Annotated in this window: 20 protein-coding genes, 1 pseudogene and 1 riboswitch; of the genes and pseudogenes, 14 read left to right on the forward strand and 7 right to left on the reverse strand. The window is 60.9% G+C overall.

Annotation, left to right across the window (positions count from 1 at the left end; all coding sequences use genetic code 11):
* Positions 1–114, forward strand: a pseudogene (locus tag AB7F41_RS03915) (IS110 family transposase); the annotation flags it as partial.
* Positions 115–167: 53 nt separating this feature from the next.
* On the opposite strand, the gene AB7F41_RS03920 reads toward AB7F41_RS03915, so the two are convergent.
* The 4 genes from AB7F41_RS03920 to AB7F41_RS03935 form a co-directional block, all read right to left on the reverse strand.
* Entirely contained in the window at positions 168–431 is a 264-nt protein-coding gene (locus AB7F41_RS03920; protein ID WP_428381344.1) for a hypothetical protein, read from the reverse strand.
* A 1,207-nt stretch (positions 432–1,638) separates the two neighbouring features.
* Positions 1,639–2,826 carry an ATP-dependent nuclease gene (locus AB7F41_RS03925; RefSeq protein WP_428381346.1) on the reverse strand — a complete coding sequence of 396 codons (1,188 nt, stop codon included), beginning with the start codon at positions 2,824–2,826 and terminating at the stop codon, positions 1,639–1,641.
* Between the two features lie 20 nt (positions 2,827–2,846).
* Positions 2,847–4,787: an acetate--CoA ligase gene (gene acs, locus AB7F41_RS03930; protein ID WP_428381348.1), complete on the reverse strand. Its 1,941-nt coding sequence runs from the start codon at positions 4,785–4,787 to the stop codon at positions 2,847–2,849.
* Between the two features lie 187 nt (positions 4,788–4,974).
* A complete protein-coding gene (locus AB7F41_RS03935) occupies positions 4,975–5,595 on the reverse strand; it encodes a Crp/Fnr family transcriptional regulator (RefSeq protein WP_428381350.1) in 621 nt (206 codons plus the stop codon).
* Positions 5,596–5,829: 234 nt separating this feature from the next.
* Between AB7F41_RS03935 and leuD the strand changes: the two genes are divergently transcribed.
* From leuD to AB7F41_RS03960, 5 genes are all read left to right on the forward strand, one after another.
* Complete coding sequence (leuD, locus tag AB7F41_RS03940; RefSeq protein ID WP_428381352.1) at positions 5,830–6,435, forward strand: 3-isopropylmalate dehydratase small subunit; 606 nt, start codon at positions 5,830–5,832, stop codon at positions 6,433–6,435.
* A gap of 154 nt (positions 6,436–6,589) precedes the next feature.
* Positions 6,590–7,576, forward strand: a complete 987-nt coding sequence (gene lptB / locus AB7F41_RS03945; RefSeq protein WP_428381354.1) for an LPS export ABC transporter ATP-binding protein — start codon at positions 6,590–6,592, stop codon at positions 7,574–7,576.
* A gap of 266 nt (positions 7,577–7,842) precedes the next feature.
* The gene (gene rpoN, locus AB7F41_RS03950) at positions 7,843–9,408 is read left to right on the forward strand and encodes an RNA polymerase factor sigma-54 (protein ID WP_428381356.1); all 1,566 of its coding nucleotides are present in this window, start codon (positions 7,843–7,845) and stop codon (positions 9,406–9,408) included.
* A gap of 253 nt (positions 9,409–9,661) precedes the next feature.
* On the forward strand, positions 9,662–10,249 hold the full coding sequence (gene hpf / locus AB7F41_RS03955; RefSeq protein WP_428381358.1) for a ribosome hibernation-promoting factor, HPF/YfiA family: 588 nt from the start codon (positions 9,662–9,664) through the stop codon (positions 10,247–10,249).
* Positions 10,250–10,416: 167 nt separating this feature from the next.
* Positions 10,417–10,881, forward strand: coding sequence for a PTS sugar transporter subunit IIA (locus AB7F41_RS03960; RefSeq protein ID WP_428381360.1), 465 nt, complete (start codon positions 10,417–10,419; stop codon positions 10,879–10,881).
* Between the two features lie 13 nt (positions 10,882–10,894).
* On the opposite strand, the gene AB7F41_RS03965 is transcribed toward AB7F41_RS03960, so the two are convergent.
* Positions 10,895–11,173, reverse strand: coding sequence for a KGG domain-containing protein (locus AB7F41_RS03965; RefSeq protein ID WP_428381362.1), 279 nt, complete (start codon positions 11,171–11,173; stop codon positions 10,895–10,897).
* Positions 11,174–11,332: 159 nt separating this feature from the next.
* Positions 11,333–12,148: a response regulator gene (locus AB7F41_RS03970; protein ID WP_428381364.1), complete on the reverse strand. Its 816-nt coding sequence runs from the start codon at positions 12,146–12,148 to the stop codon at positions 11,333–11,335.
* Between the two features lie 324 nt (positions 12,149–12,472).
* Here AB7F41_RS03970 and AB7F41_RS03975 point away from each other — a divergent pair, with 324 nt between their 5' ends.
* The 4 genes from AB7F41_RS03975 (at position 12,473) to AB7F41_RS03990 (ending at position 16,311) form a co-directional block, all read left to right on the forward strand.
* A complete protein-coding gene (locus AB7F41_RS03975) occupies positions 12,473–12,733 on the forward strand; it encodes a NepR family anti-sigma factor (RefSeq protein ID WP_428381366.1) in 261 nt (86 codons plus the stop codon).
* Positions 12,730–13,299: a sigma-70 family RNA polymerase sigma factor gene (locus tag AB7F41_RS03980; RefSeq protein ID WP_428381367.1), complete on the forward strand. Its 570-nt coding sequence runs from the start codon at positions 12,730–12,732 to the stop codon at positions 13,297–13,299. The genes AB7F41_RS03975 and AB7F41_RS03980 overlap by 4 nt, the downstream gene beginning before the upstream one ends.
* 63 nt (positions 13,300–13,362) lie before the next feature.
* Positions 13,363–14,760, forward strand: coding sequence for a class II fumarate hydratase (gene fumC, locus AB7F41_RS03985; RefSeq protein ID WP_428381368.1), 1,398 nt, complete (start codon positions 13,363–13,365; stop codon positions 14,758–14,760).
* 162 nt (positions 14,761–14,922) lie between these two features.
* Entirely contained in the window at positions 14,923–16,311 is a 1,389-nt protein-coding gene (locus tag AB7F41_RS03990) for a M20/M25/M40 family metallo-hydrolase (protein ID WP_428381369.1), read from the forward strand.
* Between the two features lie 5 nt (positions 16,312–16,316).
* Here AB7F41_RS03990 and AB7F41_RS03995 read toward each other — a convergent pair whose 3' ends face one another.
* Positions 16,317–17,831 carry an anti-phage dCTP deaminase gene (locus AB7F41_RS03995; protein ID WP_428381371.1) on the reverse strand — a complete coding sequence of 505 codons (1,515 nt, stop codon included), beginning with the start codon at positions 17,829–17,831 and terminating at the stop codon, positions 16,317–16,319.
* Positions 17,832–18,174: 343 nt separating this feature from the next.
* Positions 18,175–18,376: riboswitch (cobalamin riboswitch) on the forward strand.
* 109 nt (positions 18,377–18,485) lie between these two features.
* Between AB7F41_RS03995 and AB7F41_RS04000 the strand changes: the two genes are divergently transcribed.
* The 4 genes from AB7F41_RS04000 to AB7F41_RS04015 all read left to right on the forward strand — a co-directional run bounded on the left by AB7F41_RS04000 (position 18,486) and on the right by AB7F41_RS04015 (position 22,474).
* Entirely contained in the window at positions 18,486–20,564 is a 2,079-nt protein-coding gene (locus AB7F41_RS04000; protein ID WP_428381373.1) for a TonB-dependent receptor plug domain-containing protein, read from the forward strand.
* A 14-nt stretch (positions 20,565–20,578) separates the two neighbouring features.
* On the forward strand, positions 20,579–21,178 hold the full coding sequence (locus AB7F41_RS04005) for a DUF7676 family protein (protein WP_428381375.1): 600 nt from the start codon (positions 20,579–20,581) through the stop codon (positions 21,176–21,178).
* Positions 21,179–21,255: 77 nt separating this feature from the next.
* Entirely contained in the window at positions 21,256–21,729 is a 474-nt protein-coding gene (locus AB7F41_RS04010) for a hypothetical protein (protein ID WP_428381377.1), read from the forward strand.
* Positions 21,730–22,222: 493 nt separating this feature from the next.
* The gene (locus AB7F41_RS04015; protein WP_428381379.1) at positions 22,223–22,474 is read left to right on the forward strand and encodes a hypothetical protein; all 252 of its coding nucleotides are present in this window, start codon (positions 22,223–22,225) and stop codon (positions 22,472–22,474) included.
* The last annotated feature ends 155 nt before the right edge of the window (positions 22,475–22,629 follow it).

Consider the following 22,629-nt stretch of genomic DNA (forward strand, 5'->3'; position numbering starts at 1 on the left):
GCCGGAAAGCCCGCCAAAGTCGCCATCACCGCCGTAATGCGCAAGCTCGTCGTCCTTGCCAACGCCCTCTTACGAAAAAACCGTCCCTGGGCCGAAGACGCTCCTTGCGCATAACGGATACTCTAGGCTAGGCGTCTTGCGAAACGTCGCGAACACGCCCTCGCGCCTTAAGAGCGATAGTCGGACGAGCGACGGACGGCGCCGGGCTTGGACGACGATCTGCCCTTGCCCCAATTTTTCTTTTGCTTGAGGCAGCCGTTGCCGAACGTGCCCCAGGACGCCGGGTTCTTCTTGCCGCAGCGCCAGGAGAGGGTGGCGTTCTGGACAGACCCATCCGGCGCCTTCAGCGAAGCGTCCATCGGCGCGGCGTTGGCGCCGACGCTCAGAGAACCCGCCGCAATGGCGGCGGCAAGAAACACTGCAGTCTTCATGACGTTTCTCCTGATACGAGGTCCACAACGTCGGCTGCGAATGCGAACGTTCGCGGCAAACGCTCATCTTGCGATTGCAAGACGTGACTGACTTATGGCGCGCAACGCCGCGCGGCTGTGCGGTTCCGCACGGAGGCGACGATGTCCGCGCGCCCGACGCGAGAAGTCACTTCGTCGCGAAAGCTTCTTCCATTTCGTTAGGCGAGTGCGCCACGAACGGCCTTGCGCTGGTGCTTCATGAACTCGCGACCAATGCGGCGAAATACGGCGCTCTCAAATCAGACGGAGGCGTTGTTGAGTTTTCTTGGCGCATTAAAGGGGAGCAGCTCGTCCTGTCCTAGCCGGAGCGTGGCGGACCGCCGATCGCGCGAACGCCGGAGAGCAGCGGCTTCGGCAGCGATTGTCGCAGTCGACGATCGTCAGCCACTTCGAAGGCGAGCTATCCTACGCATGGCGGATCGAAGGCCTACTGGTTTCGATGGAAATCCCCGTCGCCAGCCTTTCCAGATAGCTTCCATTTCTTGCCGAAGCAGAGCAGCTGGAGCGTCCGCATATCGGACTGCTTAAGGCCGTCCATAACGGGTGTGGCCAATTCAACTAATTAGATGAACCTCTAGACCGTTGGCCTTTCGTATGAAGGTAATCAGTTCAACAATGCGAACTCGAAGATCGAGGGGTGAAAGGTCTGCAGAAGTCTCACATACGCATTGCGCTACCCGCACTTTGTCGACTTTCTGCACGAGCGCTTCACTCGAGGGACCGTCGCTATCTGTTCGCTTGAAGTACAACGCATGTTCGAAGGGACCATCCTTATGGGGCCCACCGTAAACTCCAGAATGAACTTGCTTCACCGCATTCTGCAGCGCTTGATACGGAATATAATTTTCAATTTCCCGCCCTGCTGTAACCCAGGGGGGTCCCTTCGATCTGGAGAATTCGTCAATTATGCGCGTCTTAGTTTGATTCAAAGCGTCAGATTCGGAGCTCTTGTCGCTATCGATCAGAATGGCGCTATTTCGGTTTAAGGCCATTAGATTTACAAATTGCTCAACCTCTTCATCAGATTCCATGTCGTCACCCGACAAATGGCTGAGCAGTCTACCACCGTAAAACATAATTGAGTAATGGATGCCTTCGACGAGTTCTTCATCGAGCGACGCTATCCAATGTTTAAGATAGATTCTGTCAGATGGCCCTTCGACCCAAACTACTGCGTTTGCTTGAAGCAGATCTGAAGCCTTATATCCGAGTCAACGCATATTCCGAAGCGTTCACGCTTTAGAGTTGTTTCTATAATCTGGGTGTTCGTTCCGTCATTGCTGACGTGGAATACCGCGGACTCAGGAGTATCGATAAAGCAGGCCGAGTGGGTTGCAATAAAATACTGATTTGAAGTATAATTCTGCAAATAGGAAATGAGCTTTCTCTGCAATATTGGATGAAGGTGAAGCTCCGGTTCTTCAATACATATTATCATATTTTCATGTGAGATGCAGGCGGCGGCAATGACAATTACCTCGTGAATTCCCGTTCCAAGCGCGGAAAGAGGCAATTTCTTTCCATTCATTTCCACTAGGATATGTTCACGGTTATGAGGGATATTGATCTGCGCGGACTTCTCTCCGCTCACATCCACCAACATTTGGTTGATTTTTTCAAAGACCGCCTTGTCTTGTGGTCTATCGTAATCAGGGTTCTGAAGGGTGGCTAAGCGATTTATCAGACCCTGTCCGCTAAGATCGGAATAGTCTTGATCCTTTGGACCTATTTGCCGAATCGCGGGAATTAGACCTGCTTGAGGCAATCGGACCTGTGCTCGCGAGTTTAGCGCTCGAACAGCTTCGGGGAGCCAGTGCTGTTCATACCCACCGGCGCTTTTCGCCGTCAGGGAAGACCAGAGAGATTGCCACTCCCCTTTGGACATAACAGTCAGTCCAATTTGAGCGTCAACTGATTTGTCGAAATCAAAAGCCGGCGGCGCATAAGCCCCCGTCGATGCGGGAATCGGGATTTTAAGCCAAATTGCGCCATCTTCATCGAAATAGGCGATTAATTTGTTGATGAGGTCTGATAGATTGTCTCGATGGACCAGATGAGGAGGCAAGCCTGCAAGTACGATGTCCCGGAATTGCGCCGATGGAACCGCAAGACAGGCACTCAATGCCCCCTGGCTGGAACCCAAGTGTCTATCAAGCGAATCCAGCTGGGTTGCTTTTGTACCTTCTCTTCCTGGATATTCAGATAAATGTTTCGAGATAAAATTTAGAACAGTAGATTTCCCAGAATTATTCGATCCGATAAAAAAATTGAATCGCTTGAATGGATGCATCGTCTGGATCTGATCTCCGATCCCTCGATAAAACTGCAGTTTTAAACCGTGCAAGAAAACGCCCATCGCTAAATCCTACCTACGAGTCAGTGAATAGGTTTTGGCCTCTCTTTCACCAGTTCCTCCACCACGCTCGGATCGGCGAGCGTCGAGGTGTCGCCCAGCGCGCCGAATTCGCCTTCGGCGATCTTGCGCAAGATGCGCCGCATAATCTTGCCCGAGCGGGTCTTCGGCAGGCCGGGCGCGAACTGAACGATGTCGGGCGTTGCGATCGGCCCGATTTCGTGGCGCACCCAATGCACCAGCTCCTTGCGCAGATGTTCGCTCGGCGTCACGCCCTGGTTCAGCGTGACATAGGCGTAGATGCCCTGGCCCTTGATGTCGTGCGGATAGCCGACGACCGCCGCCTCCGCCACTTTCCCATGCGCGACGAGCGCGCTCTCGACTTCCGCCGTGCCGAGGCGATGGCCCGAAACATTGATGACGTCGTCGACGCGGCCGGTGATCCAGTAATAGCCGTCGGAATCGCGCCTGGCGCCGTCGCCGGTGAAATATTTGCCGGGATATGCGGAGAAATAGGTCTGCGCGAAACGCTCGTGATCGCCATACACGGTGCGCATCTGTCCGGGCCATGAATCGGCGATGACCAGCAGGCCTTCGCATTGGCCTTCGAGAACATTGCCGGCCTGATCGACGATCTCCGGCGCGACGCCGAAGAAGGGACGCGTCGCCGAGCCGGGCTTGAGATCGATCGCGCCGGGCAGCGGCGAGATCAGCACGCCGCCCGTCTCCGTCTGCCACCAGGTGTCGACGATCGGGCAACGGCCGTCGCCGACGACGCGGTGATACCATTCCCACGCTTCCGGATTGATCGGCTCGCCGACCGAGCCGAGCAGGCGCAGCGACTTGCGGCTGGTCTTGTTCACCGGCGCTTCGCCCGCCGCCATCAGCGCGCGAATGGCGGTCGGCGCCGTGTAGAAAATATCGACCTTGTGCTTGTCGACGATCTCCCAGAAGCGCGACATGCTCGGATAGTTCGGCACGCCTTCGAACATCAGCGTCGTCGCGCCGTTCGCAAGCGGGCCATAGAGAATATAGCTGTGGCCGGTCACCCAGCCGACGTCGGCGGTGCACCAATAGACGTCGCCTTCGCGATAATCGAAGACGAGCTCATGCGTGAGCGATGTGTAAACGAGATAGCCGCCGGTCGTATGCAGCGCGCCCTTCGGCTTGCCGGTCGAACCCGACGTGTAGAGGATGAACAGCGGATCTTCCGCGTCCATCTCGGCATAGGGACAATCGGCGTGCACGCGCGCCGCCTCTTCCTCATAGCGAAAGTCGCGGCCGGGCTGCATGTCGACATCGGCGCCGGTGCGCGTCACGACGATGACCGCCTTCGCGGAGACCTTGTCGAGCGCCGCGTCGACATTGGCTTTCAGCGGAATTTTCTTGCCGCCGCGCAGGCCTTCGTCGGCGGTGACGATGACGCTTGATTCAGCGTCGGCGATGCGTCCGGCGAGCGAATCCGGCGAGAAGCCGCCGAAGACCACCGAATGAATCGCGCCGATGCGCGCGCAGGCGAGCATGGCGAACGCCGCCTCGGGGATCATCGGCAGATAGATGGTGACGCGATCGCCTTTCTTGACGCCGTGCTTCTTGAGCACATTGGCGAAGCGGCAGACCTCCTCATGCAGCTCGGCGTAGGTGATATGGCGCGAGACGGAAGGATCGTCGCCTTCCCAGATGATTGCGGTCTTGTTGGCGCGTTCCGGCAGATGCCGGTCGATGCAGTTCATCGCGACATTGGTCGTGCCGTCTTCGAACCAGCGGATCGAAACATTATGCGTGTCGAAACTCGTCCGCTTCACTTTGGTGAAGGGCGTGATCCAGTCGATGCGCTGCGCCTGTTCGCCCCAGAAGCCGTCCGGGTCCCTGACCGATCGCTCATACTGGCGGCGATAGCTCTCTTCGTCGATGCGCGCGGTCTTTTTCCAGTCGTCCGGGACGGGGTAGATCTTGTGCGACATTCATTTCTCCGTCTGCGCCTTCGGCAATCCGGACCGTCATGGCCGGGCTTGTCCCGGCCGTCCACGTCCTTATGGCGAAGCCGAGGAGAAATCTACGAGCGTTTTGAGGAACGTTGGCGCGCGTCGGAGCGTCGACGCCCGCGACACGCGCGGGCATGACGCCCGTCGAATGTCGCAGGGATCCGCGTCACCCCTTGCCCGTGCGGGCGATCTCCACATTGTGCTGCATGCGCTGAACCATGAGCCGCATCAGGTAGAAGCCGAATTGCGGATTTTGCGCCGCAAGCTGCAGCAGATCGTCGTAGCGCACGCAGAGAAGTTCGACGTCGGTCGCGGCGACGGCGGTGGCGGTGCGGCGGTTTTCACTGGTGAACATGCCCATCTCGCCAAACAGCGCGCCCGGTTTCAGCGTGACGTCCGGCTCGCGCAGATGGATGTCGCCGTGCACCAGAAGATAGGCTTCCTCCGACAGGTCGCCCTTGCGGTGCAGGACGAAGCCTTCGGACAGTTTGAGCGGCTTCATATAGGGGCGCAGCCATTCGAAATCGAAATCCTCCGAGGCGGCGGCGCGAATGTCCTGGACGAGGCGCTGCATCTGCCGCAGCCGCAGCATGTTGACCGGGACGAGAAAGGCGTTGAGCGCGAAAAGCGGGTAGAGGCCCTTGAGGAAGAAATATAGGGCGAACAGCGCATTGGCCAGGATCGCCCCGATGCGCAGCGGGATCATGGTGTTCGACACATAGACGAACACGCTCGCCGCCGCGGCGAGATAGCCGATCGCTTCGATGAGCAAACCGTGCAGCGTCATGGCCGGATCGTTCGGACTTCAGCTTCGCTTAAACACCTTTAGCAGAAGCTTTCGTGAAAATGCGAGGGGCGGAACGCGTTCGCGCCGGGCGTTCCAGACGTCTACAGTCCTTACCGGGCGTCCGACATGACACGGGCGGCGATCCGCGTCCAGCCGGGCGCCCGCGCCGCGCTTTGCCTCCCTGCGCCGATTTGGTAAATGGCGCTAGCCTTTCTCGCGTCACATGAAAGAATCATGGATAAATTCACCACGCTGACCGGAGTCGCCGCGCCGCTGCCGATCCTGAATGTCGACACGGACATGATCATCCCCAAGCAATATCTCAAAACCATTCAGCGCACCGGCCTCGGCAAGGGGCTGTTTTCGGAGATGCGCTATCGGGACGACGGCTCCGAAAATCCCGATTTCGTGCTGAACCAGCCGGCCTACCGCACCGCCAGCATTCTCGTCGCCGGCGACAATTTCGGCTGTGGCTCGTCGCGCGAACACGCCCCCTGGGCGCTGCTCGATTTCGGCGTCCGCTGCGTCATTTCGACGAGTTTCGCCGACATTTTCTACAACAACTGCTTCAAGAACGGCATTTTGCCGATCATGGTCGGCGAGGCCGAACTCGATAAATTGATGGACGACGCGAAGCGCGGGGCCAACGCCACGCTGACCATCGACCTCGCGGCGCAGGAGATCCGCGGTCCTGACGGCGGCGTGATCAAGTTCGACATCGACCCGTTTCGCAAGCACTGTCTGTTGAACGGGCTCGACGACATCGGTCTGACCCTTCAAAAGGCGGCCAAGATCGACGAATATGAGAAACAGGCGGCGGCGAAGCGCCCTTGGGCTTGACCGCAGGTCGGGCGGCGCCGCAGTGCGGCGACAGGCCGATGTTTCCGAAGCGACGCTTATGGGATAGAGCACCCCTGACGCGGCGGCGAGAGGCTCCTCGGCAGGGAGCGTCGCTTCGAAACCCTGGACCTCCAGAGCGACGGACAAGGCGCGCTTGAGCTATCTTTCCGCCCTTTCGACGCGTTTTCGCGCCGCCGGCCAGTCGCTGGCGCGGCTCGCTCAGGGCGTCGGGCGGTCGCGCAAGCCTGACGAAATCGCCGAACGCCAATGGCTCGACGCAGGCGCCCAAAATATAGGCGCCAACGCCGAAGCAGCGGCGCGCGACAGGGATTTCTGGGGACCTGCGCCGGCCGCTGAACAGGGAGAGGCCGCCTTCGAACCGCGCGCCGCCTATCATGAGCCGGCCGGAATGGACGGCCAGGGCCTGCTGTCGGTCCACAATCTGGCGAAGTCTTACAAGGCGCGGCGGGTGGTGGAAGACGTGAGCCTGCATGTCGCGCGCGGCGAGGCGGTCGGCCTGCTGGGGCCGAATGGCGCGGGCAAGACCACCGTTTTTTACATGATCACCGGATTGGTGAAGCCCGACCGGGGCGTGATCTCGCTCGACGGCTATGACGTGACGCCGTTGCCGATGTATCGCCGCGCCCGGCTCGGGATCGGCTATCTGCCGCAGGAGGCCTCGGTGTTTCGCGGCCTCTCGGTCGAGGACAATATCCGCGCGGTGCTCGAGATCACCCAGCCCGACGTCAAGAAGCGGGAGGAGGAGCTCGACGCGCTCCTCGAAGAATTCCGTCTCACCCGCATGCGCCACACGCCCGCCGTGGCGCTTTCCGGCGGCGAACGGCGTCGCTGCGAGATCGCCCGCGCGCTCGCCGGCCATCCCTCCTTCATGCTGCTCGACGAGCCTTTCGCGGGCATCGACCCGATCGCCGTCGGCGGCATCCAGGACCTCGTCCGGCATTTGAAGGCGCGCGGCATTGGCGTGCTCATCACCGATCACAGCGTCCGCGAGACCTTGGGCCTCACCGACCGCGCCTACATCATCTACAACGGCCATGTGCTGACCGAAGGGTCGCCCGAGGAGATTGTCGCCAATCCGGACGTCAGGCGCATCTATCTTGGCGAAGATTTCCGCATGTAGCGCGCGAAGCGTTGCGTTCGCGAGCGCCGGCGAGCCTTGTTATGCCGAAGGGGCGGCCGCGCCCGTCCTGGCAGGCCAATGTCAGGCGGTCGCCCGGGAACATGCGCCGGACGATTCTTTTCGATCAAAAACCTGTGATTAATGCTTGGGCGTTCTGCTCGCCGGCGCGCTGTTTTTTTGGCCCTGTGCGCGCTCGGCCAAAGTGATATAAGCAAAAACCGGGCCGCGCACAGGCGGTCAATGGCGTTCGAGTAGGCCGGGCGAAGATGGCGATTTCCACCAAATTAATGATGCGTCAGGGCCAGGCCCTGGTGATGACGCCGCAGCTGCTTCAGGCGATCAAGCTGTTGCAGTTCTCAAATTTGGAGCTTTCCGCCTTTTTGCATGAGGAACTCGAGCGCAATCCGCTGCTCGAGGCGCAGGAGGGCGACGTCGGCCTCGAGGCGCCGGATGCGTCGCCGCGTGACGAGTCGGGCCCAGCAGAGGGTTTGGAAGGGCCGCAGGAGGGCGATTGGGCGCGCCAGGATCTCGCCGTCGACTCGGCGACGCTCTCCGCCGATCTCGGCGCCGACATGAGCAACGCCTTCGAGGCCGAGGGCCCGACGATCGGCGAGCGGCCGCGGGACGAGGCCCTGGAGGGCGCCGGCCTGTCGGCGACGTCCTGGACCGGCGCGGCGGGCGGCGGATCGACCGACGGCGAAGCGCCCAATCTCGAGGCCTATGTCGCCGATCAGCGCAACCTCCACGAACATCTCGCCGAACAGCTGGCGCTCGCCTGCCCTGATCCGCGTCATCGCATCATCGGTCAGGCGATCATCGACGGAATCGACGAGAGCGGCTATCTGCGCGAGGATCTCGGCGAAATCGCCGCGCGTCTCGAAGCCGACAGCGCGGAGGCCGAACGCGTGCTGGCCACGATCCAGACCTTCGACCCTTCCGGCGTCGGCGCCCGCGACCTCGCGGAATGCCTCGCCATCCAGCTCAAGGAGCGCGATCGATACGATCCGGCGATGCAGGCGTTCGTGGCCAATCTCGCGCTCGTCGCGCGCCGCGATTTCGCGCAGCTCGCCAAGATCTGCGGCGTCGACCATGAGGACATCGTCGACATGGCAGCGGAGCTGCGCCGGCTCGAGCCCAAGCCGGGTCGGGCGTTCGGCGGCGCGCCGATCCAGCCGCTGGTCGCCGACGTGATCGTGCGGGCGGCGGCGGACGGCGGCTGGCGCGTCGAACTCAATTCGGACGCGCTGCCGCGCGTGCTCGTCAATCATAGCTATGCGGCGCAGGTCAGCGCCGGCGCCGTCGGCGCCGCGGACAAGAGCTTCATTTCGAATTGTCTGCAGAACGCCAACTGGCTGACCAAGAGCCTCGAGCAGAGAGCCCGCACCATTCTGCGCGTGGCGTCTGAAATCGTGCGGCTCCAAGACGCCTTTCTCACGCATGGCGTCGAACATCTGCGTCCGCTGAATCTGCGCACGGTCGCCGACGCCATCGGCATGCATGAATCGACGGTGTCGCGGGTGACGTCGAACAAATATATGATGACGCCGCGCGGCGTCTTCGAACTCAAATATTTCTTCTCCGCCTCGATCGCGACGACGAGCGGCGGCGCCGCGCATTCCGCCGAGGCGGTGCGTTTTCGCATCAAGCAGATGATCGATCGGGAGACGCCCGACGATATTCTGTCCGACGACGCCATCGTGGAGCGGCTGAAGGCGAACGACATCGACATCGCCCGGCGCACGGTCGCGAAATATCGGGACAGTTTGCGAATTCCGTCTTCGGTCGATCGCCGTCGCGCCAAGCTTGCCCAGGCCCGTGCGACAACCCATTAATTGTCTTATGGTTGGCTGCGGAAAACGCGTTCCTGCGCGCCTGAGGACTCCATTGACTTCGGGCGCTAGGGCTTTTAACGCTGCGCGCGATTTCCGCACTTTGGCGAGACTGTCGGCGATTCGCCGACGTCTCAGGCGGAGTTCAAGGGCGGACAGGGCGCATTGTGCGGTTGGTTGGACGGCGACGCGAAGCGGCGCAGCCGTTCCTTGCCGCGGCCGAAACTTCGCTCGCAACGAAAGTTTGGGTTGGAAAATGTCTCTCAGGGTCTCCGGCAAAAACCTCAACATCGGCGACGCGCTTCGCCTCCATGTGACGGAGAAGCTCGAGGCGGCCGCGGCGAAATATTTTGATGGCCAGGTCACCGGGCATGTCACCATTTCGCCGGAAGGCTCGGGCTATCGCGCCGATTGCAGCCTGCATCTCGCCTCGGGAATCGTTTTGCAGGCCGACGGCCGCGCGCAGGAGCCGTACGCCTGTTTCGATCAGGCGGCGGAACGCATCGAGAAACGCCTGCGCCGCTACAAGGATCGGCTCAAGAGCCATCATGAGCATGGTCATGGCGACGGCGGCCAGGACGAGGTCGTCGCCTATCACGTGCTGGAGGCGCCCGATCAGGAACGAGAGGCGCCGGCGGAGTTCAGCCCGGCGATCATCGCCGAATCGACCACCCAGTTGCGGCGGCTGTCGGTCTCGGCGGCGGTGCTCAATCTCGATCTCACCGGCGCGCCTGTCATTGTGTTCCGGCACGCCAACACCGGGCGGGTGAATGTCGTCTATCGGCGCGGCGACGAGAATATCGGCTGGATCGACACGCCCGAAACCGAAAGCGATGCGCGTTGACGGAAAAAACGTCGTAGGCGGCCATAATGCGGGCCCCCTCGGCATATATCTTGCCAAATTCCCATATCGCTTCGAGTTTTGGCGGAATGGCGAGACGGCGGGAATTTCAAGGATGGTCAAAGCCTTCGGCGGCCCTAGACCTCCAATGAGAGCAGGATGATCGTCGCATGCGGCCAACGGACTTGGTTTCGCCGGATTCGGTGTGCGCCTCGCTGAAGGCGACGACGAAGAAGCATCTTCTCCAGGAGCTCAGCGACAAGGCGGCGAAGATCTGCGGCCTCCCGGCGCGCGAAATTTTCGATGCGCTTCTTCATCGCGAACGGCTCGGCTCGACGGGAATCGGCGAAGGCATCGCGATTCCGCACGGCAAGCTTTCAAAGCTGAAGGGCATTTACGGGATTTTCGGCCGGCTGGACCGTGCGGTCGAATTCGGCTCTCTCGACGGCACGCCGGTCGATCTGGTGTTCATGATTTTGACGCCGGAGACGTCGGGCGCCGACCATCTCAAGGCGCTCGCTTGCGCCGCCCGGATGCTGAGGGATCAGGGCCTCGTGGCGACTCTGCGCGCGACGCGCGACGACGACGCGCTTTATTCGCTCATCGCACAGCGCTCGAAGCCGTTTGCGGCATAGTGAACGCCGCTCCTTAGAGCGGCGCGCTGCGTTTCTGGGCTCCGCCCCCGTGGGAGGCGTGACCGCCCTTTCGACCGGCTTCCGACGCGAGCGCATGGTCGCGGGAGAAGCTTCGTTTCGCCGGATTCACGCTCTGACCGCCCTTGCGCCCTGCGCGGGCCGCAAGATCAGGATTTTGCGAAAAACTACGTTTTTCGTCAGGAACGCTCTGGCCGCCTTTGCGCGCAATCGCGCGCTGCTTTTCGGGATCCATAGACGCGAAGCCGCGACTGGATTTCTTGATCTCCTCCATGGGCCGCCTCACTCAAATTCCCCCAGCGCCTTGGGCTATAACGCGCCGCAGCGGCCAATGTTTCTATGCCGTGGCGATTTATCTGGGGGCTCCCGGCAATGGTCCGGGGGAGTGGAATCGGGCCTTGGAAACAATAAAATCAGAATGGCATCAATGATTTCACATGCCGACCCGCGGCGCGATCTGCTCGCGGCGCCCGGCGCGCCGTTCGAAAAAAAGCGCCTGGCTGATCACGGCTTTCAGACTCTCGACGTTAAACGGTTTGGCGATCAGGAACGCCGGCTCCGGCGGCTCGCCGGTGAGAAACCGCTCGGGATAGGCGGTGACGAAGATCACCGGGATGGACAGCGAGCCGAGGATTTCATTGACGGCGTCCAATCCTGAACTGCCGTCGGCGAGCTGAATGTCGGCGAGAATCAGTCCCGGATGGCTTTCTTCAATGGCTGCGACGGCCTCCGCATGGGTGCGCGGCATGCCGACGACCCGGTGGCCCAGCTCCTCGACAATGCTTCTAAGGTCGTGCGCAATCAGCGGTTCGTCTTCGATGATCAATACATCGGTCGCGATCTGGTCGGCGATCTCCTCATTTGCGGCCTCGATCAGCGCGCCGGCCTCGAGCTCCGAAACATTGAGAGTCTGCCCAATCTGGTCGAGATCGAACCCTTCGAGGGCGTGGAGCAGAAAGGCGATGCGCGGCTTCAGCGAAATAGCTTCGAGGTTGCGCCGGCCGCTTTCCTCCAACGCGCCCGAGCGGTCGATATGGGCGTTGATGGGCGAGGCCGCCCAGATGTCGAGGAACAGACGGTAAACAGCGACGCGCAGATCTTCGGCATTGGCGATGCGGCCCGGTTCCGCGACGACGGTCTCGAGAGTGGCCAGCACATAGGCGTCGCCGCCCTCCCGATCGCCGACCAACGCGCGCGCAAAGCGTCTCAAATAGGGAATATGAGCAGAAATTTCCTTTGTCGCCGACATGTCTTACAACTCCAGCAGCTTCGAGCCTCCCAAAAGGAGACGAGTGCGGGCTAAGCAGATTCAAAACTTGGACAATACGTCAAAACCGCTCGGCATTTTAGGGAACCAATCCTTGATCGGCGCGTTTTGCATATCGTCCTTGCGGCGCACTATAACGCGGCGGCTCCAGAAATCATGCATATTAAAATAGAGGGCTCCATGGGGAACAAGAATCCGGAGAATATAGTAGCGCGCGCGAAAGCAGACGACGATGCTTTCGCGAGCGACGGGCGGTATTCTCCTAGGCCGGGTCCTCGTAGGCTGGAGACGTTTGCAGGATGGGTGATGACTCGTGACGAATTCGGCGAAGGTCGCCGAGGAGTAGGGGAGCCGCGCTGCGGCGCAAAAAAAACAACCCAAGGACAGCGTGTGCAAGGACAGCGTGTGGTGGAATTCCAGGACTCGATTGGCAAGGAACTCCGTAACTTATACGACGATGTCGTGTCTCAGCCGGTCCCGGATCGGTTTCTGAAACTTTTGAACCAACTCGAAACGAATGTGCTATCCTCCCCGGCGACGTCAAGCGCGCCGAGGAAGAGTGAGTGACGGCAGGCCAGGAAGCGCATTCAGCGGGACAGGGATTGAAGGCTGAGCTGATCTCGGCCATCCCGAGCTTGCGCGCCTTCGCGGTGTCGATCTGCGGCAATTCGGATCGCGCCGACGATCTCGTGCAGGAGACGCTGGTCAAGGCCTGGGGCAGCCTCGCGACCTTCGCGGAAGGCACCAATCTCACCGCCTGGCTGTTCACGATTCTGCGCAACATATACTACAGCGAATATCGCAAGCGCCGGCGCGAGGCGCCCGATCCGGACGGGATCATCGCCGGGCGGCTGATCGCGCCGGAATCGCAGCATGCGCATATGGATTTTCTCGACTTCCGCGACGCCATGCAGAAACTGCCGCTCGACCAGCGCGAAGCGCTGATTCTCGTGGCCGCTTCCGGCATGTCCTATGAGGAAGCCGCGGAAATCTGCGGCTGCGCGGCGGGCACGATGAAAAGCCGGGTGAACCGCGCCCGCAATCGGCTTTCCGAGCTGATGGCGTCGCCGCCGGCGGGCGGGTCGCGCGAATGGTCCGCCGCCGAGCAGCTGACGGAAGCCTCGCGCGATTGAACGCTGGTCGGAAATGCCGCATAGGGAAGCGCGCGCAACGCGCCTTTCCATGCGAGCGAGCTGATGACCGACGATCAGAGAATTGAACGCGACTCCTTTGGCAATATCGCCGTGCCGACCTGGGCCTATTGGGGCGCCCAGACCGAACGTTCGCGCGAGAATTTTCCGATCGGCGGCGATCTCATGCCGATCGAGATCGTGCACGCGCTAGCGCGCATCAAGCTCGCCGCCGCAAAGGTCAACGCCAGGAAAGGGCTGCTGGACCCCAAGATCGCTGACGCGATCGCCGCCGCGGCGCGCGAAGTCATCGACGGCAAGCTCGACGACCATTTTCCGCTCGTCGTCTGGCAGACCGGCTCCGGCACCCAGACGAATATGAACGTCAATGAGGTCATCGCCAATCGCGCCAATGAAATGCTCGGCGCGCCGCGCGGCGCGAAATCGCCGGTTCATCCCAATGATCACGTTAATCTCGGCCAGTCGTCGAACGATAGTTTTCCGACCGCCATTCACATCGCCGGCGCCACGACGATCGCCGGACATCTGATTCCCGCCGTCGAGCGCCTGCATATCGCGCTGAACGCCAAGGCGGTGCAATTCGCCGATATCACCAAGATCGGCCGCACTCACCTGCAGGACGCCACGCCTGTGACGCTCGGCCAGGAATTCTCCGGCTATGCGGCGCAGGCTGAAGGCGCGGCGGCGCGGATCAGAGCGACTCTCGCCGGCCTGTTGCAGCTTGCGCAGGGCGGCACGGCGGTCGGCACCGGCGTCAACACCTTCAAGGGCTTCGGCGAAGAAGTCGCCGCCGACATCGCCGAGCAGACGGGACTGCCGTTCGTTTCGGCGCCAAACAAATTCGAGGCGCTCGCGAGTCATGACGCGGTGGTCTTCGCCCATGGCGCGCTCAATGCGCTGGCTGCGGGCGTCTATAAGATCGCCAGCGACATTCGCCTGCTCGGCTCCGGGCCGCGCGCCGGTTTCGGGGAGCTGAGGCTTCCGGAGAACGAGCCCGGCTCGTCGATCATGCCGGGCAAGGTCAATCCGACGCAGGTCGAATCGCTGACGATGGTCTGCGCGCGCGTCTTCGGCAACAATGCGACGATCACCTTCGCCGCCACGCAAGGCCATCTGGAGCTCAATGTGATGAAGCCGATCGTCGGCTTCGCGCTGCTCGAGTCGGTCATTTTGCTGGCTGACGGAATGAACAGTTTCGTCGCGCGCTGCGTCGACGGCATTGAGGCTGACGAAGCGAGCATCAAGCGTTTCCTCGACCGCTCGCTCATGCTGGTCACGGCGCTCGCGCCGAAGATCGGCTATGACGCGGCCTCGAAGATCGCGCGCGCCGCGCATAAGAACGGCACGAGTCTGAAGGAAGAGGCGCTCGCGTCCGGAAAAGTCACGGAAGCCGAATTCGACGAGATCGTGCGTCCGGAGAATATGCTCGCGCCCAATGCGTGAGCGTTCCCTTGCGTCATCGCCGGCCGTGAGCCGGCCATTCACGGCGAAGAGGCGCCATGCCTCGCGGCGGGCCGCGAGGCGCGCGGCTATGACGTGAGGGGCCGCGTCTTCCCCTCGCCATGCATAGGCACTAGGGTCGGCTCCTGACCAGGAGCGCAATTCATGGCCACGATCGACGCCGTCCTCAACACGATAGACGCCAATCTCGACGCTTCGAGAGAACGCCTGTTCGATCTCTTGCGCATTCCTTCGATTTCGACCGATCCGGCCTATGCGGCGAAATGTCTGCAGGCGGCGAACTGGCTCAAGGATGAGCTGAACGGCCTCGGCTACGACGCCGAGCTGCGCGAGACGCCCGGCCATCCGATCGTCGTCGGCCACGCAAAGGCGAAGCGCAAGGATGCGCCGCATGTGCTGTTTTACGGCCATTACGACGTGCAGCCGCCGGATCCGGCGGAATTATGGGAGACCGAGCCATTCGCGCCGCATCTCGCCGACGGCAAGGACGGCAAGGACATCGTCGCCCGCGGCGCCTCCGACGACAAGGGCCAGCTGATGACCTTCGTCGAAGCGTGCCGCGCCTTCGAGGCGAATGGCGGGCTGCCCTGCAATGTGACGTTTCTGTTCGAGGGCGAAGAGGAGACGGGATCGCCTTCGCTGCCGGGCTTTCTCGCGACGAACAAGGACGAACTCTCGGCGCCCGATCTCGCGCTCGTTTGCGACACCAGCATGTGGAACGCGTCGACGCCGGCGATCACGGTGATGCTGCGCGGACTCGCTCTCGAAGAGGTGATCATCAAAGGGCCAAACCGCGACCTGCATTCCGGCATGTTCGGCGGCCCGGTGCTGAACCCGATTCATGTGCTGGCCAACATCATCGCCGATCTGCATGACGACGAGGGCAAGGTGACGCTGCCTGGCTTCTACGCCGCCGTGCCGGAGATTCCGGAGGACGTCGCCGAGCAATGGCGCGTCATCGACTTCGACGAAGGCAAATGGCTGTCGGACATCGGCCTGACGCGCGTCGGCGGCGAAGCCGGCCGCGGCGTGATGGAGCAAATCTGGGCGCGGCCGACCTGCGACGTGAACGGAATCATCGGCGGCTACACCGGCGCAGGGTCGAAGACGGTGCTGCCGGCGCAGGCGTCCGCGAAATTTTCGTTTCGTCTTGTCGGCAAGCAGGACGCGAAGGCGATCCTGGACAGTTTCCACAGTTTCGTGCGCGAGCGCCTGCCGGCGGACGCCAAGGCCGAATTCATCTCGCATGGCGCGTCGAACGCGTTGCAGCTCCCCTTTGGCTCGGAGGCGCTCAATCGCGCGCGGCGCGCGCTTCTGGAGGAATGGGGCAAGGAGGCCGTGCTCGCCGGTTGCGGCGGCTCGATCCCGATCGTCGGCGCCTTCAAGCGCGACCTCAATATGGATTCGCTGATGATCGGTTTCGCGCATGACGACGACCGCATTCATTCGCCGAACGAAAAATATTCCTACACCTCGTTTCACAAGGGCGCGCGCTCCTGGGCGCGCGTGTTGCACGCGCTCGCGGCGGCGTAATCCTCTCAGACGTCTTGCTTTCGGTCGTGGATTAGTTTCGAGAGTTCGACCAGAACATACGGCTCAGCTAGGCTTGAAGGCGAGAACATGTAGCTTATGGAGGGGCGCCTCTTATCGGACTGCCATTTCATCGCCCGGCCTTCGCGAGTCTTCCTCTTGCCTTTCTCGAACAGGTCGCGATACCGCGTTGGCGCGATGCCCATAAATGGACGAAACCGAACCTTATCCATTTCGTCGGTAAGGCTAATCGAGTCTGAGTGAAGGTTTAATGCGTAACTCTTTGGGTACGGCTCTAAATAAACAACTTCGGCTATCCCGCTTGCAACAATATGTTTTGCACAGAGATGGCAAGGAAACGTGGTGGAATAAAGCACCCCGTCTTTGATACTACGGCCATTTCGAGCTGCATCGCAAATTGCAGACATCTCCGCGTGAATTATTCGACCGTACTCAATTATATCCATCACCCGAGACTCTTTGTACTTCGTGCCCTCACTTGAATCTAGCAATTTTTCCACGACCAAATGGGGTGTGTTGAGATCGAGCAACTCAGTGCTGAGAAACCTATCCTCCAAGAGCCGTTTTATAAGGTCCGCAAAAACCTCTCTTTTATTTAGTTCATTAGGATCGTAGCCTCTACGAAAATCCCGAGAGTCAACATCGGAGGGCCAATAAGTGCCCCCTCCTGGCTTAGGAACTTCGTTTGATCCAAGACTGATAACCGTGTTGTCCTGCGAGAAAATAGCTGCTCCGACCTGCCTCGAGAGATCCAGTGACCTCAGCGAAGCCGATTTCGCGAGGTACATTCCATATTCCTCGGGGGTCGGCGATATTTCGTTGCTTCCGAAAAGTGCGTTAAGAAACCGCTCGATCGATCTAGCAGCATTATTCTTGTCGCCAGTATCTACAAAAATGTCTCCTAACGGAAAAACATCCCTCAACGCCTGCCCATACTCTAATTGCTCTTTTTCATCTCTGGCCATGAGCTTGCCCGCTAGCTTTTCAGCTTCGGCCGCTTCAACTACGCCGTTTGAGTCTATTCTGATTTCGGAAGAAAGATTTTCTTTCCTTGCAGAGGGAGCGCCATAAATCGAGATCTGGATGAACTGCTTTCCGTAAACCGAACGAAGCAACCTGACTTCGTCCGGATTCTTCAGTTGACGAATGACAAACGCCTTTCCAACAGTCGCTGTTCCAGATTTTTCACGTGCTTCTTTGATCGCGGCAATTGCTAAAGCTGCTAAAATCGCGTTGTCGAAACGCTCACGAAGGCGGTTAGCATAGTCCATCTTTGAATTATAGGCGTTGAATAACGAGCTTTCGTCGACTTGATCTCCGCACTCTATTTCTCGCATAAGCGCTGATATGCGGATGTCGTGTACGACATAGGAGAACCCGTTAAGGTAGTCTTTCAGCGTCTGTTCAACAAAAAGTAAGTCTACGCCGATCGCGCCGACTAAGCCAAAAATCAAGTCGGGGTAGTCCTCGTTCAGTTGAAAAGGATCTGGTGAACGCGACATTGGCACAATGCCCTAATTGTTAACTTTTCAGTGGGAATCGCTGAGCGTAGGATCAACCGAATCAGCGTGTACACAAACCAGGGAGGCGTCAATGCACGAGACACCCAGATTTCAACCTGGATGGCTTCGCGCGCAGATTCAGGACTCAATTAACGAGTTAAAAAATAACCCCCGTTTTTCAAAAGACGCCGAGGATTTTCGTCGGACCGAAGAGCAGGTCAATCGTTCCAGACTGCTTCGTCGTCCCGATGAAAGGGAGCAAGTTGCACCTAAGAACGGTTCAGCCGTCCATTTCTTAACGTAATGCTCAGGCGAGGCGCTTGACTCGCAGAACAATCGGCCGTCTATTTTGCGACAGACGGTTCCCAACGGGATCAAAATGGGAATGCGGTGAGCGCGCCTTTCGGCGCGCGATTCCGCGGCTGCCCCCGCAACTGTAAGCGGCGAGCCGAAGACCAATCAGCCACTGGAGCGAAATGCTCTGGGAAGGCGGTCTAAGGCGACAACCCGCGAGCCAGGAGACCTGCCGTCGCTTCGTGGTCACGCGCGAAAGCGTCGGGCGGGGTGCACCGATGCGGCCGAAGCCTCTCGCCTGATCGGCGTACGGGCGGAGACCTTTCGCAGTGACGGCCCACGTTCGCTGCGAGTCCAGCTATGTCTTCCCGCAATCCAACGACCGCCTTGCGCGGCGCGTTTCTGCTGTCCCTGTCATTCTCCGTTTCCAGCGCTTTCGCCCAGCAATCCCTGCCGGTCATCGACGTCGGCCCGGTGGGCCCGGCGGAACCGGGTTCGCCCGGCGCCGCGATCGAGGATCAAACCGTCGTCACGCCGACGCGCGTCGAGCAGCCGGTGGCCAGCACCGGCGCCTCGGTCAGCGTCATTCACGCGCGCGACATCCAGAAGCGCGGGTCGCTCGGCTTCAACGACGTGCTGCGCGGCGTGCCGGGGCTGGACGTCTATTCGAATGGCGGACCTGGAACGCAGACCTCCGTCGCCTTGCGCGGCTCGACGCCCGGCCAGACGCTCGTGCTCATCGACGGCATTCGCATCGGCGATCCGACGAGCACGGACGGCTCCGTCGATTTCGGCCGGCTGCTTCCGACCGACATCGAGCGGATCGAAGTGCTGCGCGGCCCGCAGTCGGCGCTTTACGGCTCGGACGCGATGGGCGGCGTGATCAATATCATCACGCGCCGCGGCAAGGGCGCGCCGCAAGGCTGGATCATGTCGGAGGGCGGCTCCTATGGAACGTCGTCGTCGCGCGCGTCGATCTCGGGCGCCGACGGGAAGGGCGCCTATGCGCTCTCGATCTCCGGCCTTCATGCCGATGGTTTCCCGCGCTACGGCTATCGTCAGCAGCGGCCCATCGTGATCGGCGATCAGACGACGCCGCTGCCGCCGCTTCCAGCCGACGATCCGACGAACAATGTCGGGGTCACCGGGCGCATCGGCTATGACTTCACCGAAGACGCGCGGATCGAGGCGGGCCTCGCCGGTTACGACAGCGCGATCCGCTACGACAATCCTTACGCCTTCAATCCTTGGAGCGTGTTCGATCCCTTCAATCATCATCACGCGACCTTCATGCAGGGCTATGTGCGGCTCGGCGCCGATCTGTTCGACAAGACCCTGCGCAACAGGCTGACGCTTTACGGAAATCGAGGAAACCGCGACGTCTGGGCGACGGAAGCCTGTTTCGACACGCTGACCTACATTTCGCAGAACTGCCGCTTCGGCTATCTCGGCGGACGGCGCGGCGTCGAATATCAGAGCGATGTGGCGCTCGGCCCGCTTGGTCTCGCGACTATCGGCGCGCGCGTCGAAACCGAGACGGCGCAAAATTCCCGCGAGGCCTGGATCGTCGATGATTTCACGCCGACGCAGGCCGTCCAGACGACATGGTCCGGCTATGCGCAGCATCAATTCACGCTGTTTGATCGGCTCGACATTTCCTATGGCGGCCGCGCCGATGCGGTGAGCAAGAACCAAACCTTTCTCACCTGGCGCATGATGGCGAATTTCCGCATCGACGAGATCGGCATGCGGCTGCGCGGCTCCGCCGCCACGGGCGCAAAGACCGCGTCGCTCTATCAGAGATTCAGCCAATACGGCGACCCGACGCTCGCGCCCGAACGCGTGCTCGGCTTTGACGCCGGAATCGATCAGAGCCTTTTCGGCGGCCTCGCCACGGCCTCCGTTTCGGTCTTCGCCAATCGCTACACGAATCTGGTGCAGTTCGGAAAGGCCGAGAGTTGCACGGCGACGCAGATCTTCGGCTGTTACTTCAACGTCGGCCGCGCCGACACGCGCGGCGTCGAATTCTCCGGCGAAGCGGCGCTCGTTCCGGGCGCTCTGCTCGCGCGAGGAAGCTACACGTTTCTGTCCGCGCGCAATCTCGATGACGACACGGACAGCATCTACGCCGGCCGCACGCTTCTGCGCCGTCCGCGTCACAAGGGGATGTGGTCGCTCATTTACACCGGCCTCCCCGGCTTAGAGGTCGAAGCGCGGGCGAATATCGTCGGCTCCACGCATGACGTGGATTTCATCTTCAACAAGCGCGTGATGCTTGCGCCTTACGTGCGGCTCGATCTCTTCGCGAATTACAAGCTGACCGACTCGCTGACGCTGCACGCGCGCATCGAGAACCTCAACAATGCGCTCTATGAGGAGGTCTACAATTATTCGACGACGGCGCGCGCCTTCTATGGCGGCGTGAAATACGCCTGGTGACGAGGGAGACCGATATGCAAACGAACGCAGACCGAACGCCAGGCATGACGCCGCGCCGCATCGTCGAGCCGGATGGCGCGGCGCTCGACGTCTTCTCGCTACCGACCGACGCGGCGAGTCTCGAAGAACTCATGCGCGATCTCTTCGAGAACCACTGGAACGAGATCGTCTTCGGGCCGATCGTTCAGGGCGCGGCGTGGGAAATCCACGCCAACCGGCCGCCGACGCGCATCAGGCTGCTCGACGGCTATCTCACGGTCGCCTTCGGCGTCACGCATTTTCATGTCTGCATCGGCGAGAACAAGGGGCCGCGGAGTCGGCCGACGTCTCCCGAACTCGCGACGCGGCGGCGCACATCGCGCGCCGAACTCTATCGCAGGCTCGGATCGACATGCGTGCCGATGTCGTGGGGGCTGCAGTTGTTCAACGGCGCCGATGAACAGCAGATCACCGTGCTGCTGCCCAATCCTTTCCTCGAGCCGAAGACCGACAGGTTTCTCAAAGAGCCGGATTGGTCGCGGCTCGCGCTCTGGGACAAGTTACGCGCGCGCTGGTTCGGCCTTCACGCACCCGATCCGATCGATCGCTCGGCAAGCCGCTTCAAATATGCCTGAGGCTTGCGCCGTTTCGTCGCCCGCGCCGCGGGACGAAAGGCCGGCTGCGGCCGGCGTTCATTTGAAAGGAGACTGATATGACAATGCCGCTGTCCATGATTTCGTCCGATCGCCGTTTCGCGCTTTGGGCGGCGACGCTCGTCGGCGCAAGCGTTCTGTCGAGCGTCGCGCTGACCTGCGCGGTTCCTCTTGCGGGATTCGCCGCCGTGGCGGCGCTTACAGCCACGCGTCGCGCAGCTCTGCTGCTGACGGGCGCGGTCTGGTTCGCCAATCAGGCTGTCGGCTTTTTCTTCCTGCAGTATCCGACGGACCCGATGACGCTCTTCTGGGGCGGCGCGCTTGGCGTCATCGCTTTGCTCTCTTGTGAAAGCGCTGGCCTGCTTGCCCGCCGCTTCCAGGGATTCGCGGGCGGATTCGCCGCGTTCCTAGCGGCCTTCGTCGTCTATGAGAGCCTGGTGTTGGCGGTCACCGCGGCGACCGGGCTCGGCGTTGATCATTTCACCGCGCCGGTCGTCTCATCTTCGTCAATCTCTGCGGCTTTGCGGCGCTGATGATCTTGAACGCGGCTGGCGCGGCGGCGGCGCATCGCCCGACCGTGAAAGCTTTCGCCTCGCGTCCCGTTTAGGCGCGTAGCGGCCGCCGAGAAGGGCCGGACTGCTCTTCTCGGCCCTTCCCGTTTGAAGACGCCTTGTCGACGGCGGCGTGAACGCCAGCCGCAAGGCTCAATTTTGGGCTGCGCCTCGGGCGACTCATCCGAGTTGCAGTCGTTATGTATTCTTGTTATATAGCGATGCCGCGCCCGCGGTCGGCCTCACTCGATTTTTCGCCGCGCCTATAATTCCCGCCTCTACAGCCCTTCATCTGTCGCTGCGGAGCCTGTGGTTCCGAACCTACGCCGAGAGTCGCGCAGAGATCTCACAAGGATCGGCGCGCGATGATCGACGCGTGCGCGCAGGCGCAAAGTTGAAGTAGGCGAATTGCAACGAAGAACTGAAAGGAAAAGCGATGGCGAATGATAATTCGAACAATCCTTGCGAAACGGCAGTGTCATTGCCCGCCTCGAACTCAGTCATTATTCACGCACGGTTCTGGCCGGACGCCCGCGTGTGGGAAATCGCCGAATGTCCGGACGGACTGACCAAAGACGAATGGTTCAAACTGCTTTGCGCGCGCGTTGGCGATCGCTATCAGACGCGCGCTGGCGGACGAGGCTTTTTTCGGATTTCGCGCGGCGAGCTCGACGAGTTGAAATCGCTTACGCCGCACGGATCCAGCGGCGCGCGCCTGTTCGGATAAGGCGCATCTTCTCGATTGCGCCGCATCATTGATGCGGTGCATGAAAAATAGGTCCTTTCGCGCGTTTTCAGGCGCGAAGCGGCCGCCGCTCGAGCCCCCTCAGTCTCCCAACATGCGGTCCGCGTGTCCGCTTGCTGACCCGCGAGGCGCGCGAG

Origin of the sequence: Methylocystis sp. (assembly GCF_050251305.1) — a bacterium.
In the GTDB taxonomy this organism is placed as follows: domain Bacteria; phylum Pseudomonadota; class Alphaproteobacteria; order Rhizobiales; family Beijerinckiaceae; genus Methylocystis.